Origin of the sequence: Shewanella frigidimarina NCIMB 400 (assembly GCF_000014705.1) — a bacterium.
GTDB classification, from domain to species: domain Bacteria; phylum Pseudomonadota; class Gammaproteobacteria; order Enterobacterales; family Shewanellaceae; genus Shewanella; species Shewanella frigidimarina.
The window spans coordinates 1394742-1413836 of record NC_008345.1 but is presented as its reverse complement, the minus strand read 5'-3'; the positions used below and the strand labels follow the sequence as shown (position 1 = coordinate 1413836).

Below are 19095 nucleotides of genomic sequence, written 5' to 3'. Positions count from 1 at the left end.
TTTTATTCTTATTTTTTGCTTTTAGCGTAATGTTTTAGTAGTCCTGGCACATCTAAAATCAGTGCAATACCACCATCGGATGTAATAGTCGCACCCGCCATTCCTGGAGTTCCTTGTAACATACTGCCAAGCGGTTTAATGACAACTTCTTCTTGGCCTATCAATGCATCAACAACAAAACCAATTTGCATCGTGCCAAGCTGAACAATAACCACATGACCATGCTTTTTATCGCCATGTTTAAATGTTGATTTTTTACTGTGCAGCCAATGTTCTAGGTAGAATAATGGCACGGCCTTATTACGGAAAATTACCGTCAATTGACCGTCTACTATATTGGTTTTTGTTAAATCTAAATTAAAGATTTCATTCACACTCGATAATGGTAGTGCAAAAACTTGATTAGACACATCAACCATCAATGTCGGCATAATAGCCAAGGTTAATGGCACTTTAATTTCGAGAACCGTGCCCTTACCTTTCATAGAATCAATATAAACAGTACCGTTTAGTTGGTTGATGCGGGTTTTCACCACATCCATACCCACTCCACGTCCTGAAATATCTGAAATTTCAACTTTGGTTGAAAATCCTGGGGCAAAAATCAAGTTATAAGCTTCGTTATCGGTCATTCTCGAGGCGGCATCTTCATCAAGCACACCACGACTTATCGCGATTTGTTTTAGTTTCTCAGGATCCATTCCCGCGCCATCATCCTCAATTTTAAGCAGGATATGGTCGCCTTCTTGGCTAGCCGATAAGGTAATTGTACCGGTTCGAGATTTACCACTCGCTTCACGAGTAATCGGCATTTCGATACCGTGATCAACTGAGTTACGAACCAAGTGGACTAAAGGATCGGCTAATGCCTCAACTAAGTTTTTATCAAGATCGGTGTCTTCACCAATCATGATTAAATCAATTTCTTTATTTAAGGTACGAGCTAAATCGCGAACAACACGCGGGAAACGACCAAAAACTTTCTTAATCGGTTGCATGCGGGTTTTCATCACCGCACCTTGTAAATCAGCCGTAACCAAATCTAGGTTTGCAAGCGCCTTGGACATTTCTTCGTCTTCACGATTAATGCCTAAACTAACCAATCGGTTACGCACTAAAACTAACTCACCGACCATATTCATGATTTGATCTAAACGAGCAGTATCAACACGAACTGTTGTTTCGCCTTGTGGGACAGACGCCGCTTTTGCAGGCGTTTTATCTTTTACTGGCTCAACCTTTGAAGCAACAGCCGGGGCTGATGTCGCTACTGGTTTAGCTGTAGGGGCTGGACTCGTTTTTGCTGCTTGTGGAGGTGCGACGGCTTTAGTAGGTTGAGCTGGAGGAGGCGTTTGCGATTTAGCGACTGGCGCAGTACCTTTACCATGTAATTCATCTAAAAGACGTTCAAATTCATCGTCTGTGATTTCATCAGAATCAACCAAGGGTTCAACAATAGGCTTTGCAGCGGGCTTAGATGGAGCAACAGGTTTGGTTTTAGCTTCGAATGAACCAGAGCCATGTAATTCATCTAATAATGCTTCAAATTCATCATCAGTAATTTCATCGCTACCAATTGTTGTAGCAGGCTTTGAGTCAATATTGTCTTTTTTTACTTCAGAAGGTTTAGCTGCAACAGGACTTTTACCCGGACCATGTAAGGCATCAAGCAACGCTTCAAATTCTGACTCATCAATGTCATCAATACTGCCAGTGTCAGACATTTCCGTTGATGGAATACTGATATCTTCGACGTATTCAGGCTCACTAAATTCAACAATATTTTCAATTGGTTCCGGTTCATCCGCCGACATTTCTGAAGGTAATGGTGCACCCGAACTTAATAATTTGAGTTTAGCAAGTAATGCAGAATCAGCAGGGTCTTGTGATTCTCCCTGTTGAGTTTGAGCAAACATGGAATTAATGGCGTCGACCGCTTGCAAAATAATATCCATTAATTCTGCATTTACGCCACGTTTACCGGTGCGTAATAAATCGAACGTGTTTTCTGCTTCATGACATACGTCAACCATCGGTTTTAGACTTAAAAAACCAGCCCCACCTTTAACGGTATGGAATCCACGGAAAATAGCATTAAGTAAATCACTGTCATCAGGATTATTTTCAAGAGCAACTAGCTGCTCCTGTAGAAGCTCTAAAATCTCGCCAGCTTCAATTAAAAAGTCCTGGAGTATCTCTTCATCAACATCAAAAGACATTAAATTGACTCCTAATTAGAAACCCAGACTTGATAGCAGATCGTCTACTTCATCTTGACCTGTCACCACATCTTCACGCAGTTCAGCATGCATGATGGGACCTTCTGCTTCTATTTTATTTTCGTTTATAGTTGGCGATGATTCGGTAGTATGATCACCGAATACCGTTAGCATTGAGACCAAATTACTTTCTACTTCACGAACCAAATCAATCACTCGACGGATCATCTGCCCCGTCAAATCTTGGAAGTCTTGCGCCATCAAAATTTCATTTAATAACTCGCGAAGACGATTAGAATCATTTTCACTATGTAACATAAACTGCTGAACATCATGACAAAGCGACTTAAACTCACCCATTTCAATGTCACGACGCATCAATTTATCCCACATTGGCGTCACTGATTGTATATTGCTAATGATGGTATCGGCCAAAGGCAGACATTCTTCAACTGCATCCATAGTTTTATTTGCAGCTTGTTCTGTCATGTCGATAACATAGTTCAATCTTTCTTTAGCATCTGGTATTTCAGTATTAGCTAATTCAGATAAACGGTTATCAACTTGAAAATCTTTTAGTGCGCTATGGAGTTGTCGAGTTAGCTTACCGACTTCTTCAAAAAGCTCACGCTGTAATGGCGTAGCAAGCTCTCTGATCATTTCATCGGCTTTATCTTGTTGACTCAAGGTAAGCAATTCAACAAGTTCTTGGGCCTGTTCGAGGGTGATTAACCCCGATATTGATGCCTGCATGACTTATCCTTGCTTATGCGAGTCGTTCAAAGATTTTATCTAACTTTTCTTTTAACGTAGCTGCGGTAAAAGGTTTTACTACATAACCATTTACACCGGCTTGCGCGGCAGCAATAATCTGTTCACGCTTAGCTTCTGCAGTTACCATTAGCACAGGTAAATGCTTTAACGAATCATCTGCACGGATTGCTCTAAGTAAGTCAATACCTTGCATTCCAGGCATATTCCAGTCTGTTACCACAAAATCAAAATCGCCTTTTTGTAACATAGGTAGGGCTGTTGAGCCATCATCTGCTTCTTGGGTATTATTAAATCCCAAATCTCGCAACAAGTTCTTAATGATACGCCTCATTGTTGAAAAATCGTCAACAATAAGAATCTTCATATTCTTGTCCAAGGTTTCCTCCGGTGAGCTGACACTCGTTTGCTCTAGATAAGTTATTATTCTTGTGTCCAATGCTTGAGCTTCGCTTTTAATCTGAGCATTGCCTGACTTAATATCTGGCTTACTCGCGATTCGCTAACTTCAAGGATGGCACCGATTTCTTTTAAATTTAATGCTTCGTCGTAATATAACGACAACACTAATGCATCTCTTTCTGGCAATGTCTTAATTGCTTCAACCAATGCAGATTGGAATTGAATTTCAGCAAGCGAGTCAAAGGTTTCATCTGGTGATTCGTTATCTGTGATTAACACATCTTGCGAAACACCAAGATCTTCTATGCCTATGATTTTACCAACAGAAACATCATTTAAGATATGATGGTACTCATCGAGCGACATATCAAGTTTTTCAGCAATTTCTGTATCGTTGGCATCTCTTCCAAGCAGTTGCCCCAATTCATCAATTGCATGTGCTACTAGACGATTATTACGATGAACTGAGCGCGGAACCCAGTCACCACGGCGAATTTCATCAATCATTGCACCACGAATTCTGATGCCAGCAAAGGTTTCAAACTTAGCCCCTTTACTATTATCAAATTTAGAAGAGGCCTCAAGTAACCCCATCATCCCTGCTTGTAATAAATCATCAAGTTGCACCGATGCTGGTAATCTTGCCAGCATATGATGAGCAATTCTTTTTACCAACGGTGCATACTGTTCAACAATAGACGTTTTGTTATCGAACTGAGTATACGCTGCGGCTTTATTCACTCGTTCTTCCTTCTTGTATCGGTTTACGTTGTACAAGACGTTCAACAAAAAATTCTAAATGACCACCAGGCTGTTGTGGAACTGGCCAAGTCATAATTTTGTTGGCTAATCCATGATAAGCAATAGCTGAAGGAGACTTAGGATACGCTTCAACAACTAACTTTTGCTTACGAACAGCTTTACGTAAATTTTCATCAAATGGTATTGTTGCCACTAATTCTAAAGCAACATCTAAAAATCTATCAGTCACTTTACTGAGTTTAGCAAATAATTCCATACCTTCTCGAAGACTACGAACCATATTTGCCACAATTTTGAAGTGGAACACACCATGTTCACGACTTAATATTTTAATTAGCGCATAAGCATCAGTAATTGATGTTGGTTCGTCGCAAACGACAATCAATACATCCTGTGATGCACGAGAAAAACTCAGCACCATGTCTGAAATACCCGCGGCAGTGTCTACAATTAAAATGTCGAACTGAGTACGCATTTCACTAAATGCACGGATAAGTCCAGCGTGTTGTGCTGGCGATAACTCAACCATCGCTTGAGAACCAGATGTGGCAGGAACAATACCAATACCTTTAGGTCCGCGTACAATGATGTCATCTAATTCGGCATCTCCAGACAAAACATGAGATAAATTTTTCTCAGCACGTATCCCAAGCATGACATCGACGTTGGCTAAACCTAAATCGGCATCAAGCACTAATACGCGTTTGCCTTTTTCAGCTAGTGCTACCGCAGTATTAATTGACACACTGGTTTTGCCCACTCCGCCTTTACCACCGGATACGGCAATTACTTTAACTTTATCGTTATTTGGTTGATTCATCATACGTAAACCACTTGCTTGATCCCGAGTCATATCTTTACTCAAATGCATAGGCTGTGTCATTAGACCACACTGTGTCTTGTGACGATTGTTGTTCTGTTTCATTTAACGCCGCGAGAGCTTTCTTAGCCAACTCTAACGTATCTGCCACTTTCATGTCCTCAGGAACACGTTGACCGTCAGTAACATAGCTCAATGGTAACTCATTTTGAATCAATACGCTCAATGCACCTGCAATTGATACCGATTCATCTAACTTTGTTAAAATCGCACCGGCTAATGGAATTCGTTTAAAATGTTCTACAGCATCTTGTAACACACGACGTTGGCCAGTCGCTGATAAGACTAAATAGCTCCGTATTGGGATCCTACTATTTGCTGTTAAATTATCCAATTGCTGATATAAGCGCATATCACGCTGCCCCATACCTGCCGTATCAATTAATACTAACTTACGATTTCTAAATTGATATAAAATTTGTTCTAATTCGGTTAAATCATGTGCTTGCTTAACCGGACAGCCCATTATTTTGCCATAAGTCGCTAATTGCTCATAGGCACCAATACGATAATGGTCAGTGGTAATCAATGCTACCTGTTCTGGGCCATGATGGGCGGCAAATCGAGCGGCTATCTTAGCTAAAGAAGTTGTTTTACCGACACCAGTTGGACCAACAAACGCCACAACACCACCGCGTTTGACAATGTCATCGCCTTGATTATCGAGTAAATTGGCTAAACTTTGTGGTAAAGCTCTTACTAAATCTGCTGGAGTGTAGTGTTGACTTAACCCAGCTAGTTTAGCAGCAACTGCTGGAGAAAACTCTGCTGCAATCAATTTACTTTCTAACATTGCGCCGACAGGATCGGTACGCTTTTTTTGGTCTTTCATCAACGATGAAACTTGATGGGTCAATAAGTTACGCAATGAAGCCATTTCTTCGCGCAGTGCATCCATATCAGCAGATTGATTTTTATTGGTTTTTTTAACTTGCTCTGGTGCCGCTTGCGATTGAAAAGTTGATGCTGGTTTAGCAGATTTTGCCCCTTGTAATTGGCGGGCCCATTCTGGTAAATCTGGTTCATCTTGGCTCACAGACATTTGTTGTGTCATGCGATTATGTTGTTTTTGGAGTAATGCTTGTAAAGAATCAGCCTCAGGAGGTGGGTTCACCTTTGATTGGGCTTTCATGGCAGGCTTAGTGCCTAATGACACTCGATCATCACTGACATCCATAAAACCAGTTGTCGGCGCTTGTGATGCGATGGCAGCTTTAGGTTCATCATAATCTACAGCAGCGACAATTTCGATTCCGCCTGTGACTTTTTTATTTGACATAATGACAGCGTCAGAACCCAAGGTTTCTTTTACTTGAGCCAATGCCGCGCGCATATCTTTGGCAAAAAATCGTTTAATTTTCACTTATGCACCTCTATAAACTGACGTTATCACTATTGGCCTACTGCAGAAACAATTCTAATTTGTTTCTCGTCCGGAATTTCTTGATAAGAAATCACTCGTAAATTTGGAATAGTGTATTTAACAAATCTTGACAGCGTTGACCTAAGCATACCCGATGTCAATAAAATGGCTGGTTGCCCTACCATTTCTTGCTTCTGTGCAGCGTCTAATAATGACTGCTGCATGCGTTCTGCGAGACCGGGTTCAATATTAGGTCCTTCACCGCCAGTCGCCTGCATAGACTTATGCAACATCTGTTCCAACTCTGGTGCCAATGTTATGACAGGAATTTCGAGTTCTGGTCCTGAGATTTCTTGCACTATCATACGTTTTAACGCTATACGCACTGCTGCCGTTAATACTTCTGTGTCATTGCTCTTAGTACCGTATTCTAACAAGGTCTGCACAATGGTGCGTAAATCCCGTACCGATACCCCTTCGTTAAGTAAGTTCTGCATCACTTTAACAACGGATCCCAGAGGCATAACATCTGGTACAAAGCCATCCACTAATTTAGGAGAGTTCTTGGCAAGCATATCCATTAACTGCTGTACTTCTTCATAACCTAATAATTTGGCAGCATTATTACTCAGTAACTGGCTTATGTGAGTTGCTACAACCGTTGCAGTATCGACTACGGTATAACCTAATGTTTGTGCATGTTCACGTTGCTCTGGCGCTATCCACACCGCCTCTAAACCAAAAGCTGGGTCACGAGTTTCAATACCGTCTAGCTTACCGTAAACTTGGCCTGGATTAATCGCTAATTCACAATCATGTCTAACTTCAGCCTCACCTACCACTACACCCATTAATGAAATGCGATACGCATTAGGTGATAAATCTAGATTGTCACGAATATGTACCGCAGGCACTAAAAAACCTAATTCTTGTGACAGTTTTTTACGTACGCCTTTGATTCTGCCTAATAATTCACCACCTTGAGACTTATCAACCAGCGGAATTAAGCGATATCCGACTTCAAGACCAATAGTATCAACATGACGCACATCGTCCCAGCTTAAATCTTTAGGTTCTTTATCCTTGCTCTCAACCGGCCCTTTAGTCGCTAACGTTAGTGCAGCTTGCTTTTTGTCAACATTACGCTTGTAAATAAAGTACGCAGCACCAGCGGTAATAAATGCAAATGTCAAAAACGCAACATGAGGCATACCAGGCACAATACCCATAATAAAGAGTAACCCTGCTGCAATGGCTAATGATTTATGGCTGTCAAACATCTGACTGAACATCATTTGGCCCATATCGCCAGACTCGTTTTGACGAGTTACCATTAAGGCCGCGGCAATAGACAGCAATAAACCGGGAATTTGCGCAACTAAACCATCACCGATGGTTAGTAAGGTATAAATTTCAACCGCGCTAGAAAAGTCTAATCCATGTTGGATCATACCAATCACAAATCCACCAATCATATTGATGACTAAGATCATGATCCCTGCTATGGCATCACCTTTAACAAACTTTGAAGCACCATCCATCGCACCATAGAAGTCAGCTTCTCGAGTCACTTCGGCGCGGCGAATACGTGCTTGGTCTTGGGTTAATGTGCCAGCATTTAAATCTGCATCAATGGCCATTTGCTTACCCGGCATTGCATCTAAGGTAAAACGAGCGCTCACCTCAGCAATACGCCCCGCACCTTTAGTTACCACAGCAAAGTTAATGATAATAAGAATAATGAACACCACTAAACCAACGGCATAATTGCCGCCAATGACCACTGAACCAAACGCTTCAATAACTTTACCCGCAGCGGCACCACCATTATGGCCTTCAAGCAATACAATACGGGTAGAGGCGACGTTTAGGGCAAGTCTTAGTAACGTTGCAATTAATAATACGGTAGGGAAAGCAGCAAAATCGAGTGGTCTGTCAGCATAAATAGCAACTAAGAGTACAACTAAAGCCAACGCAATATTGAATGAAAACAGAATATCTAGCAAAAAAGCAGGAATGGGTAAAACGACCATGCCTAACGCAGCAAGTACTAATAAAGGTGTTCCGATCCCTTTAAAAGTAGATACTTTCATTTGTTTCATTTGGCCAAAAGCTGCTTTTGCATCCATATTAAGACGAACCCTTCATGTCTGATCACGGCGTCAATGGACTATTATTTGACGCGAATAGACATACAAAGCAAAAATTAAGCCACAAATATTATCTATCTAAAATAGATTATTTATTAGTGTTTTAAATCATCTGGTATGGGTTGTTTAAGCGGGATAGGTTTTGGTCGACGGCCTTTACCTTTTTGATACTGTCTCAATTGGAACACATAAGCCAATACCTGCGCAACGGCGGTAAATAAACCTTCTGGCACTTGTTGATCCACTTTAGTCGTGTGGTAAATAGCACGAGCCAACGGTGGAGCCGATACAATAGCAACGTTATGTTCTCGAGCAATTTCACGTATTCTAAAAGCTACATCATCGACACCTTTGGCGATTAAAAAAGGGGCTGATGAGCGGCTGACATCGTATTTAACTGCCACAGCATAATGCTCTGGGTTAACCACAATAACATCCGCATTAGGCACTTCGGTCATCATCCGCCGTTGTGCCATCTCCTGCTGCATTTGTCTTATCCGGCCTTTAACTTCAGGTTTACCTTCAGTGTCTTTATATTCGTCTTTGACTTCCTGTTTAGTCATTTTTAACTGTTTTTTGTGGTTCCAAATTTGAAATGGCACATCAATAATCACAATCAATAACATCGAACTGCAGAGTAAGATGAACATCCAGATAAGCAAATCTAGAGCATGATAAACATTGCCTGGCAGGTGATCGCTTGACAGAGTCAAAATATCGTAGAAATAAAATTTTAATAAAAAATAAGCCGATAATGCTACCACCGAAAACTTAGCAATACCCTTAGTAAGCTCAACCAATGCCTGGGTGCCAAACATACGCTTAAAACCGTTCATGGGATTTAACTTACTGCCTTTAGGCATAAACGCTTTGACAGAAAAAGACATCCCACCTAAAACAATATTTCCTAGGAAAGACACAAATGCCAGCAAAGCAATAAAGCTAATTAACGGCCCAGCAAGTTCACTGCCTACGACCCCCCATACACGAAACATGGAATTAGTATCAAAAATTTGATCGCGCTCCATCGAGAAAATTTGCTTCATAATATTATAGAGACTTTTGGCAATTGCCGGTCCTGTCATCGAAAACCCAACAGATGCAGCAAGCAGTACCGCTGCGGTACCTAACTCTTTAGAGCGAGCGACTTGACCTTTTTCTCGAGATTGTTCAAGTCGTTTGGATGTGGGGTCTTCAGTGCGTTCTTGACCGCTGTCACTTTCTGCCATACATGCCCCTTAGAATACTACTGAGCCATCAAGTTGACATTGAAGTTGCAGAACATCACACATAAGTAACTGCGCAGCCATCCACACTTCATCAAAATGCGCCATGATAGGTGCTAATGTTAACCACAAAATCAACAAACCACTGACCATTGTGACCGGAAAACCAATAGAGAAAATATTTAATTGAGGTGAGGCGCGGGTCATCACACCAAAGGATAAATTGATTAATAACAACGCAACAATAGCCGAAATCGACATCGTTAACGCAGAGCCAAACATAAAACTTCCCCAATCAGCAAGCGCACGATAATTGGCAATTGATATACCTTGATTTGAAATAGGAATGGTTTCAAAACTGGCCACTAACATCCGTATCATTAACAAATGGCCATCAACAGCTAAAAAGATAAGTGTTGCTAATAATAGGAAAAAGTTACTCACAACAGGCGTTTGCTCACCAGAACCGGGGTCGACCATAGAGGCAAAACCTAAACTGGTTTGCATACCAATTATTTGCCCTGTTAATACAAATGTCTGCATCACCATTAAGGTCACAAATCCCATGGTGACGCCAATTAAAATTTGCTGAGCAATGACAAAAACAGAACTCAATGCCAGTAACTCGACGTTTTCAATAGGGGGTAAAATAGGCGCCACGGCCATCGTTATCGCTACGGATAACATCAATCGAACTCGAGCAGGAGTAGTATTGGCGCCAAATACCGCCATCACCATGAGCATGGATGAAATACGAAAAAACGGCAAAAGATATGCGGCAATTGTTTGACTGATTTCATCAAACAAAATATCCATGGCTTAACCTATAACCTGTGGGATGAGATTAACCATCTCAAAGAAAAAATCCATCATGGTTTGCACTAGCCAATGGCCTAAAAACATCAACGCGAATAACGTCACCAATAAACGTGGTAAAAAGCTTAAGGTTTGTTCGTTAATGGATGTCGCGGCCTGAAATACCGCCACAATTAAACCGATGAATAAGCCTGGTAAAATAATCGCTGACACAATTAATACGATAACCGATAGTGCTTCTCGAAAGATATCAATGAGCGATTCTGGAGACATAAATACGCGGCCTTATATTCCGAAACTATTCGCTAATGTACCCATCACTAAGCCCCAACCATCGACGAGTACAAACAACATAATTTTAAATGGCAATGACACAATCATCGGTGACAACATCATCATACCCATGGCCATTAGAATACTGGCGACGACCAAATCGAGTACTAAAAAAGGCACAAACAGCATAAAGCCGATTTGGAACGCCGTTTTAAGTTCACTGGTAATAAACGCTGGGATCACCACGCTCATTGGTGCTTGCTCAGGAGATTGAATATCCTTATAGCCAGAGATTTCAATAAATGTTTGTAAGTCAGTGGTACGCACTTGCGATAGCATAAATGTTTTAATCGGTTCTTTTCCAACATCATAAGCTTGCGTTAACGTCATGGTTTCATTGATATAAGGCTCTACAGCTTCAGCATAAATCTTGTCAAAAACCGGCGCCATAATAAAAAAAGTCATGAACAAACTGATGCCTATCAATACCTGATTAGAAGGTGTTTGTTGTAAACCTAAAGCTTGTCTTAATATCGATAGCACAACAATAATGCGGGTAAATGAAGTGAGCATTATCACCATTGCAGGAATAAAACTCATTGCTGTCATCAGCAATAAAATCTGCATGGTTACCGAATATTCAGTTGTTCCGTCTGCAGCGGTTGTAACCGTTAACGCTGGTAGCACACCGTCTTGAGCCAGTGCTGTGGGCGACAAAATTAGTGCCACTAGCGCCATCATCGCCAATGCCAATACTGTTGTGTACTTATTCATTATTGCTGTTCCTTGGCTTGTTTTAGACGACTAGCAAACGAGGAAATGGGAACGTCGACGGGAGTGGCTAACTTATCAATCAGATTAATCTGTTGCGAGGTTACACCAAGTAGATATTGCTGGCCATTTACCTCTACCAGTACCACTTTTTCACGTTGGCCGATGGAAGTCACTGCAATCGTTTTAATCACACCGCCACTTGATGGCACTAACTTAAGGCGTTTTACAATATAAGCTAACAAAAAAATAATCGCTAATACGACAATTAATCCACCAACCATGTTGGCCAAAGTTGCCACATTGGACACTTCAACAGGGTGAGCAGAGGTATTTTTAGCTAGAGTGCTAGACACTTCAGGGACGCTTAACGCCTCACTCATAATGCTCAGCATTAGTATTATATTCGCCACTGCTATTCCTTGTTTGTGCAACCAATCAAGCAAACTTCAGCACGTGCTAATATTTGCTATATTATTGTTTATAATATAATTTTAGTTATTTTAGTTTTTTAATACGTTCTGTTTGGCTAATAACATCCGTTAGACGGATACCAAATTTGTCATTCACTACCACTACCTCACCATGAGCAATTAAGGTTCCATTAACCATAACGTCTAAAGGCTCACCAGCTACACGGTCAAGTTCGACCACCGAACCTTGGTTGAGCTGGAGTAAATTACGGATGCTAATAAAACTACGACCCACTTCCATGGAAATCGTTACCGGAATATCTAGAATACCGTCTAACTTGGCTGCTTCTTCTTTCGTGATCGGTCTAGAGTCATCGACTAACTCATCAAGTTCGACATGTTCTGCTTCTTCTAAAGCTTGCTCTGCCATTGCTGCAGCCCAGTCATCGCCTGTATCTTCTGTGCTCATTCTACTTCACCTTATAAATCTGAAATATCACGCGACTTGCCTTTGCGAGTCACTAATTGCATCTCTGTTTTAACCGTTTCTGGCCGCGGAATTTTCTCACTGATTTTTAATGCTAAATTATCGCGCGATTTCCCCATTTTACAACGATAAGTCGGCAAACCTTCAATTCGCATCATAATGTGTTCTGGTAAATCTATCGGAATAATATCCCCTGCTTTAAACCCCATAACATCACGTAATGTCACTTCATGTTCAACAACATTGACATCAAAACCGACCTGCACATCCATGATTTCATCACGTAATGCTTGCGACCAGCGCATATCAGTATCTTGTTTATCACTTTGAACACCGGCATCGAGTAATTCACGAATAGGCTCAATCATCGAATACGGCATGGTAATATGGAAATCACCGCCGCCGCCATCAACTTCGATATGGAACGAATTAATCACTACCACTTCGGTCGGGCTGACAATATTCGCCATTGCAGGATTCACTTCAGAGTCGAGGTACTCAAACTCCACATCCATTACCGGTGCCCATGCTTCTTTATAATCTTCAAAAATAATTTTAAGCAACAACTGCACAATACGGCGCTCTGTTGGTGTAAATTCACGGCCTTCAATTTTGGCATGAAACCGGCCATCACCACCAAAGAAATTGTCTACCAGAATAAAGACTAATCGTGCTTCCATGGTGATTAATGCAGTGCCCTTAAGTGGGCTGAAACGCACCATATTTAAACTGGTTGGCACAAATAAAGTATGCACATACTCGCCAAACTTCAGCATTTGTACGCCATTGATCGACACTTCGGCTGCGCGGCGCATCATGTTAAACATACTGATGCGTAGATGCCGTGCAAATCGCTCATTTACGATTTCAAGCGTGGGCATACGGCCACGCACAATTCGATCTTGAGAAGAGAAATCATATGAACGCGCATCAGCGCTGTCCTCTTCTATTTCATCATCATCTACATCATCAACACCATGCAATAGCGCATCAATTTCATCTTGGCTTAATAAATCACTCACATCATCGCCTTAGCAGTTAATGCTTTTGGTTATTGCATTACAAAGCCAGTAAACAGGACTTTTTCAACAACTTTCTTGCCTGTTATTGGTTGCAGCGTATTTTGAACATTGAGTAACGCTAACTGACGTAACTCATCTTTACCGGCTTGGGTACTGAGTTTTTGTACGTCTGCAGCACTAAAAGTAGTTAATAATGCATCTTCAATCAATGGAATATGTTTTTGTGTCAATACACTATCATCACCGCGCACCATTAATTGAACTTTTATTTCAACCAGTCTAGCTCGATCGACACCCGGCAAATTAAATAGGAAAGGTCTCGGCATGCCGACATAATTAGCTTCTTCCATCGACATAGGTTTGGCATCTATAGATGTCTCTGTTTCTGTCTGAGAGTCAGTATTTTCAGGTTCATCAGAGCCCATAAAAAACCACACGCCTCCCCCTATAAGCAAAGCCAACACCAAACCAATACCACCAAAGATGACTAATTTTTTGCTTTTTTTACCGCCTTCAGAGGCTTCATTCAATTCTAATTCTTGTTCAGGCATTCTGGTTCCTAATCAACATTGTGATTAACATTAAAACGTAGCTAAGTAGTCAGCTTCTATTGAAAAGTCATATTATTGCTATAGGTTACCTGCTTAAGCATAATAATCTATAGCTGAATGTAAACTCCTTGATGGATTTGTCATCAAGCTGACCTCTTGTGCTGAAATTTCGTCCAACTGACTGTCTCCCCCACCTTGATTAGGTGATTGTTCATGCGGTTGTTCACTACCACCATCACCTTGGGACACTTGGCTGTCTGTCAGTTGTAATCCTTCTTGAGCCAGCATATCGCGTAATCGAGGCATCGCTTGTTCAACGATATCGCGGGTTTGCGACTGCGCTACATGAAACTGTACCTGAGTTTGATCACCTTGAATCTGAATTTTAACCGTTAAATGTCCAAGCTCTGGCGGATCAAGACGAATTTCAGCTTGTTGGATACCATTACTGACCATGGTTATTAACTGCTGTTTCATTACCGGAGAAAAACGCTGGATCATCTCTTGCATCTGAGCACCAGGTTCTCCTTGTGGTCTTAACGATAGCTGAAATTGTGGAACATCACTTTTATGAACTGAGGTAAAGCTACTCTGATTTTGTAACGCCTTGCTGTCAGTGTCACCGATGTCAGCCAGTGTATCTAATCCAAAACTAGTTTGATTTACAGCGGTTGAAGGATCACCGGAGGCGCGTTTTGTCGCTAAGGAATCTAAGACCACCGAAAAGTCAGCTTTTGCTAGCATTTTGGCATTATCAGTGTCTAATTTGATGTTGCCATCAATACGAGTTTTGTCGCCTAAAATGGTATCAGGATCAATTGTCATCGCCGACGTAACTTCAGTTAACGCTGCTGAACTGCTAACTCCAGAATGTAAAGCTACAGTTTGATCGACTTTAGCGGCTGCTGAATTCAGGTTTGTCGCACTTACTTGACCTTGAACAGCCACACTTGTGGCAACAGACTTATCAAATTGGCTCTGTTCTTCACTATTAAGCACGCTATCGGATTGTTGGCTATTAAGCGTGCTAGAAGACAATTCATCACTGCTAGTCATAACCGTTGCTTGTAAATTGAAGTCACTAAGTAATTTGCTTAACTCTTGATTGTCTAGAGCTTGAATATCTTGTATAGATAAATCGGCAAATGCCATTAAGTTGTCGAGGTCTTCTGGACTAAGCTGAGAAAGAACATCTTTAATAGAAGAAACATCAGCTTCAAGTTCAATAAGATCACTATCAAGATCCACATCTGCAGTGTTACTTTCAGGTTCTGTGGAAACGGCTGCGTCAAAATAAACGTCAGATTTATCGACATGCGGCAATTCATTTCCGCCAGAGGAATGACGTTTATTAAATGAATCGGCCATATTAAGTTGAGCAAAAATCAATTCCGCATCTGCATTTTCTTCGGTAGAAAACTCGTTTGCTAACGCAACACTGGTTTTGTCAACGTCTGTATCAATTGACACCTGCGCTGTATTACCACTACGCCGTATAACAAGATCGGATTCACTCGCCTGATTGAAAGCAGATAAGAATGATGTATTTTCAACATCTTGTACATTTCCCTTCGTACTCACATCGGCAGATTTACTGCTACTGCCAAGTAAGATATTGCTCATCTGCTGCATAATCTGCTCCACTCAATCAAACAAGGTTAAGTTATTGGTCGTCTAATAAATAGCTCTGTATTTAAACCTTATGCGTCATATAACGGTTTATTTCGCTATATCAATAAGGTCATTGTGAAAACCTCATAAAGAGTTATTCACTGTCGCTTCGCTGACGATTTTTATTTCAATCATTGTTATTAAGCAATTTAAATGCCAATACGCATTGGCTGAATAAGATTTCAGTGATTAAACATACAAAAAAAGTAACGAAAAAGTTAAGCGTAAACGATATTAGGATTAGAGAGTCATTTGACTGGTAGGGCTATTTAAGATTTCGACGAAAATATTGCTGCATAGCAAATTCATCCGACATTTTTTGTTCGCGTTTAGCTTCTATTACCATCGCTTTAGTTGCTTTTTGGCTTAATAGCATTTCTACCGCTTTGCGTTTTTGTTGTTTTTCTTGCCAATGAATTTGACGATAACCCACCTGTTTTTCGGCATCTTTAACAGCGGCAACTTGCTGGGTGATTGCACTATCTACTTGGCGAATAAATTGATGAAATTGATGGTATTGGTTAGCACGTAATGTAGTACCAGTGTGCCCTTCCATCTGTTTCATATAATCTAAACGATAGTTATTTAGTGCATCCAACTGGCCCTGGCGTTTTTGTTTTTCAAATTGCGCAGACTTAAGCTGTAATGCCGCTTGATCTTCTGCGGCGGTGGCTAACTTCAAAACCGTCAATAGTGGGTCAGTTCGAGTCATTGATATTATCCCTGACACTGTGCGGCAATTTGAGTCAACATGACTCGGCTTTCTTCAAACGTCATCGGTTCTTTAAATCCCTGCCGCAAAAAAGCATTCATTGCAGGTTGTAAACGTATGGCATTATCAATTCTAGGATCGCTGCCTTGCGAGTACGCGCCAATTGAAATCAGATCGCGATTTTGTTGATACAGTGAATACATCTGTTTAACTTTACGCATCGCTTCTAAGTGTTCTTCACTAATCACCATCGGCGCGACACGGCTAATCGATGCTTCCACATCAATAGCGGGATAATGACCCGAATCAGCAAGCTGACGAGATAATACAATGTGGCCATCTAAAATTGCTCGAGAAGCATCGGCAATAGGATCTTGCTGGTCATCACCTTCGGTTAATACCGTATAAAAAGCGGTAATTGAACCTTGTCCGGCACCACCGTTACCCGCTCGCTCAACCAGACGCGGTAATTTAGCGAATACCGAAGGTGGATAGCCTTTGGTGGCAGGTGGCTCGCCTACAGCAAGAGCGACTTCTCGTTGTGCTTGTGCGTAACGCGTTAAACTGTCCATCAGCAATAGTACATCGTAACCTAAATCTCTAAAATACTCAGCGATACGAGTGGACGTTTCACAGGCTCGTAAGCGCATTAACGGAGAAGTATCCGCAGGTGCAGCCACAACGACTGAGCGCGCACGACCTTCTTTACCTAAAATGTCTTCAATAAACTCTTTAACTTCACGGCCACGCTCGCCCACTAACCCCACCACAATAATGTCGGCTTTCGATCCTCGTGTCATCATGCCAAGCAGCACACTTTTACCCACACCGGAACCAGCAAACAAGCCCATTCGCTGCCCTTTACCAACCGTTAACATCGAGTTAATAGCACGAACGCCAACATCTAACGGTTCAGTAATCGCTCGTCGAGATAATGGATTAATATAAGGACCATGACGTGATGCATGTTGATCTGTATTAAGCGGGCCTAAACCATCTAACGGAACGCCGCTACCGTCTAATACTCTGCCTAATAATGATAAACCTACATTTAATCCTGATTGTTCGCCTAAAGGTTTTACACGAGCGCCAGGCAATACACCTCTAAGCTCTTCAATAGGCATTAAATAAAGTAACTTGTCATCAAAACCGACAACCTCAGCAACCAGTTCACCAACCATTGTTTCAATAGAGCATAAACTACCAACCGGTGCGCGGCACCCAGTCGCTTCAAGCGTTAAACCAACAACCCTAACTAACTGACCGCTTGCAACTGGTCGCAGTGGTAACACGTGTTTATGATGTACCGCAAATTTGTTCAGTAGTTTATGTTGACGAGTGCTCATCGGTATTTCCTTGAGATAGGTCTTTCGTCTGTTGCTGAGCATCAGCCACTTTATCAGCTATTGAGGTGTCAGCTTGTGCATTTGTATTGAGAGGCGCACTTGTATCGAGAGGCGTGCTTGTATCGAGAGTTACACCTCCATCAGAATCAACAACATCAGAGTCTTCAGCATCGATTGACGCTGCCGAAGAAGTATCAATTTGTTGAACTAACGGTTCTGCAACCTTATCAGCGCCCATCTCTGCGCCAAGTTCTTCAACATCACCTTGGCCAATCTCGTCCCTATCGGTGTTTTCTGTGCTATCGGTTCTACCTGCAAGCTCAGCGGCTTGCTGATGTTCACTCAAATTATCGACAGATGTGGTTTGATATTGTGGATGAGTTGATTTTTGCTGCTGGACATTTTTTGCTAACTGATTCGATTGAGCGTCTAATTCACTAAACACTTGGCTAATACGCTGTTCTACACGTAAATCGACAGCAGAACGGACACTTTCAATCATACAGTCACCATTAGCTAACGTTGGATCAATATCGATTTGCCATTGATTTCTTTGCAATTGTTCGGCACTGTAACATTGGTTTACGAGTTCAGCGTCAGCCTGATTAAAACGTAACTTAACCAACTGTTCTTTTAATGGAAGTGCGTCAACACCTTGACGTAAAGCCGATAATATATGTTCTGGGTGAGTCTTAAGTTCATGGCCGATAACCGATTTGGCTAAACTGATTGTCATGGCCAATAATTCAGCTTCAATTTCATTATCTAAGATGGATAATGGTAACTCGAATTGGGAAATAATGTGGTTAAGTTGTGCAATAAGCTCATTGGCTTTAATTTGCCCAGCTTCTAATCCTTGTTGCTCGCCTTGAGTAAACCCTTGTTGATGACCTTGCTCCAGTCCTTCTAAACGCCCTTGCTCTAATCCTTGTTGATGACCTTCTTGCTTACCCTGTTCAAATCCTTCTTGCTCAGCTGCAGCGCGGATGTCTTCAATTTGCGCCATAGTCGGTGGCGCCATAGACTTCTCGGCCCCAGTAACAGGAGTAGGCGTGTGGGCTTCAGAAAACTGACCGAACAAATTTGAAGGTTCTAGGCTACTATCTTTGGTAATATCAGGTAATTGCCAATGACTAAATTCATACTCGCTATCCGTATTGAGTGCATCTTTAGGCGATTTTGATTCAGGCATAATTCATCACTTGTGTTGTTAAAAACATTGGCTCAAAACAAAAATAATAACCGTAGCAACGGTATTAG

The 19095-nt window shown here is 41.5% G+C and carries 19 protein-coding genes; all 19 read right to left on the bottom strand.

All coding sequences use genetic code 11. The features are described from left to right. Positions 1-8: 8 nt before the first annotated feature. The 19 genes from SFRI_RS06195 to fliH all read right to left on the bottom strand — a co-directional run bounded on the left by SFRI_RS06195 (position 9) and on the right by fliH (position 19027). Positions 9-2219, bottom strand: coding sequence for a chemotaxis protein CheA (locus SFRI_RS06195; protein WP_011636676.1), 2211 nt, complete (start codon positions 2217-2219; stop codon positions 9-11). Positions 2220-2234: 15 nt separating this feature from the next. Continuing rightward, entirely contained in the window at positions 2235-2972 is a 738-nt protein-coding gene (locus SFRI_RS06190) for a protein phosphatase CheZ (protein ID WP_011636675.1), read from the bottom strand. Between the two features lie 13 nt (positions 2973-2985). Next, on the bottom strand, positions 2986-3369 hold the full coding sequence (gene cheY / locus SFRI_RS06185; protein ID WP_011919599.1) for a chemotaxis response regulator CheY: 384 nt from the start codon (positions 3367-3369) through the stop codon (positions 2986-2988). 44 nt (positions 3370-3413) lie between these two features. Beyond that, on the bottom strand, positions 3414-4133 hold the full coding sequence (locus SFRI_RS06180) for an RNA polymerase sigma factor FliA (protein ID WP_011636673.1): 720 nt from the start codon (positions 4131-4133) through the stop codon (positions 3414-3416). Further along, positions 4126-5007 (bottom strand): MinD/ParA family protein, encoded by an 882-nt coding sequence (locus SFRI_RS06175; protein ID WP_011636672.1) that lies wholly within the window; start codon positions 5005-5007, stop codon positions 4126-4128. Before SFRI_RS06175 ends, SFRI_RS06180 begins: the two co-directional genes overlap by 8 nt. 4 nt (positions 5008-5011) lie before the next feature. Then, positions 5012-6397, bottom strand: a complete 1386-nt coding sequence (flhF, locus tag SFRI_RS06170; protein ID WP_011636671.1) for a flagellar biosynthesis GTPase FlhF — start codon at positions 6395-6397, stop codon at positions 5012-5014. A 29-nt stretch (positions 6398-6426) separates the two neighbouring features. Beyond that, positions 6427-8526: a flagellar biosynthesis protein FlhA gene (gene flhA / locus SFRI_RS06165; RefSeq protein WP_011636670.1), complete on the bottom strand. Its 2100-nt coding sequence runs from the start codon at positions 8524-8526 to the stop codon at positions 6427-6429. A 116-nt stretch (positions 8527-8642) separates the two neighbouring features. Next, positions 8643-9776, bottom strand: coding sequence for a flagellar biosynthesis protein FlhB (flhB, locus tag SFRI_RS06160; protein ID WP_011636669.1), 1134 nt, complete (start codon positions 9774-9776; stop codon positions 8643-8645). 9 nt (positions 9777-9785) lie between these two features. Beyond that, the gene (gene fliR, locus SFRI_RS06155) at positions 9786-10589 is read right to left on the bottom strand and encodes a flagellar biosynthetic protein FliR (RefSeq protein ID WP_011636668.1); all 804 of its coding nucleotides are present in this window, start codon (positions 10587-10589) and stop codon (positions 9786-9788) included. Positions 10590-10592: 3 nt separating this feature from the next. Then, positions 10593-10862, bottom strand: coding sequence for a flagellar biosynthesis protein FliQ (fliQ, locus tag SFRI_RS06150; protein ID WP_011636667.1), 270 nt, complete (start codon positions 10860-10862; stop codon positions 10593-10595). A gap of 12 nt (positions 10863-10874) precedes the next feature. After that, a complete protein-coding gene (gene fliP / locus SFRI_RS06145; RefSeq protein ID WP_086019795.1) occupies positions 10875-11603 on the bottom strand; it encodes a flagellar type III secretion system pore protein FliP in 729 nt (242 codons plus the stop codon). Positions 11604-11635: 32 nt separating this feature from the next. Beyond that, the gene (fliO, locus tag SFRI_RS06140) at positions 11636-12046 is read right to left on the bottom strand and encodes a flagellar biosynthetic protein FliO (protein ID WP_011636665.1); all 411 of its coding nucleotides are present in this window, start codon (positions 12044-12046) and stop codon (positions 11636-11638) included. Between the two features lie 85 nt (positions 12047-12131). After that, on the bottom strand, positions 12132-12515 hold the full coding sequence (gene fliN, locus SFRI_RS06135; protein WP_011636664.1) for a flagellar motor switch protein FliN: 384 nt from the start codon (positions 12513-12515) through the stop codon (positions 12132-12134). Between the two features lie 11 nt (positions 12516-12526). Beyond that, positions 12527-13555, bottom strand: coding sequence for a flagellar motor switch protein FliM (gene fliM / locus SFRI_RS06130; protein ID WP_011636663.1), 1029 nt, complete (start codon positions 13553-13555; stop codon positions 12527-12529). 29 nt (positions 13556-13584) lie between these two features. Continuing rightward, complete coding sequence (gene fliL / locus SFRI_RS06125; RefSeq protein ID WP_011636662.1) at positions 13585-14106, bottom strand: flagellar basal body-associated protein FliL; 522 nt, start codon at positions 14104-14106, stop codon at positions 13585-13587. A gap of 93 nt (positions 14107-14199) precedes the next feature. Next, a complete protein-coding gene (locus tag SFRI_RS06120) occupies positions 14200-15738 on the bottom strand; it encodes a flagellar hook-length control protein FliK (RefSeq protein WP_011636661.1) in 1539 nt (512 codons plus the stop codon). A gap of 304 nt (positions 15739-16042) precedes the next feature. Beyond that, positions 16043-16489, bottom strand: a complete 447-nt coding sequence (gene fliJ, locus SFRI_RS06115) for a flagellar export protein FliJ (protein WP_011636660.1) — start codon at positions 16487-16489, stop codon at positions 16043-16045. 5 nt (positions 16490-16494) lie between these two features. Further along, complete coding sequence (gene fliI / locus SFRI_RS06110; protein WP_011636659.1) at positions 16495-17835, bottom strand: flagellar protein export ATPase FliI; 1341 nt, start codon at positions 17833-17835, stop codon at positions 16495-16497. Then, positions 17816-19027, bottom strand: coding sequence for a flagellar assembly protein FliH (gene fliH, locus SFRI_RS20995; RefSeq protein ID WP_011636658.1), 1212 nt, complete (start codon positions 19025-19027; stop codon positions 17816-17818). The genes fliI and fliH overlap by 20 nt, the downstream gene beginning before the upstream one ends. Positions 19028-19095: the final 68 nt, after the last annotated feature.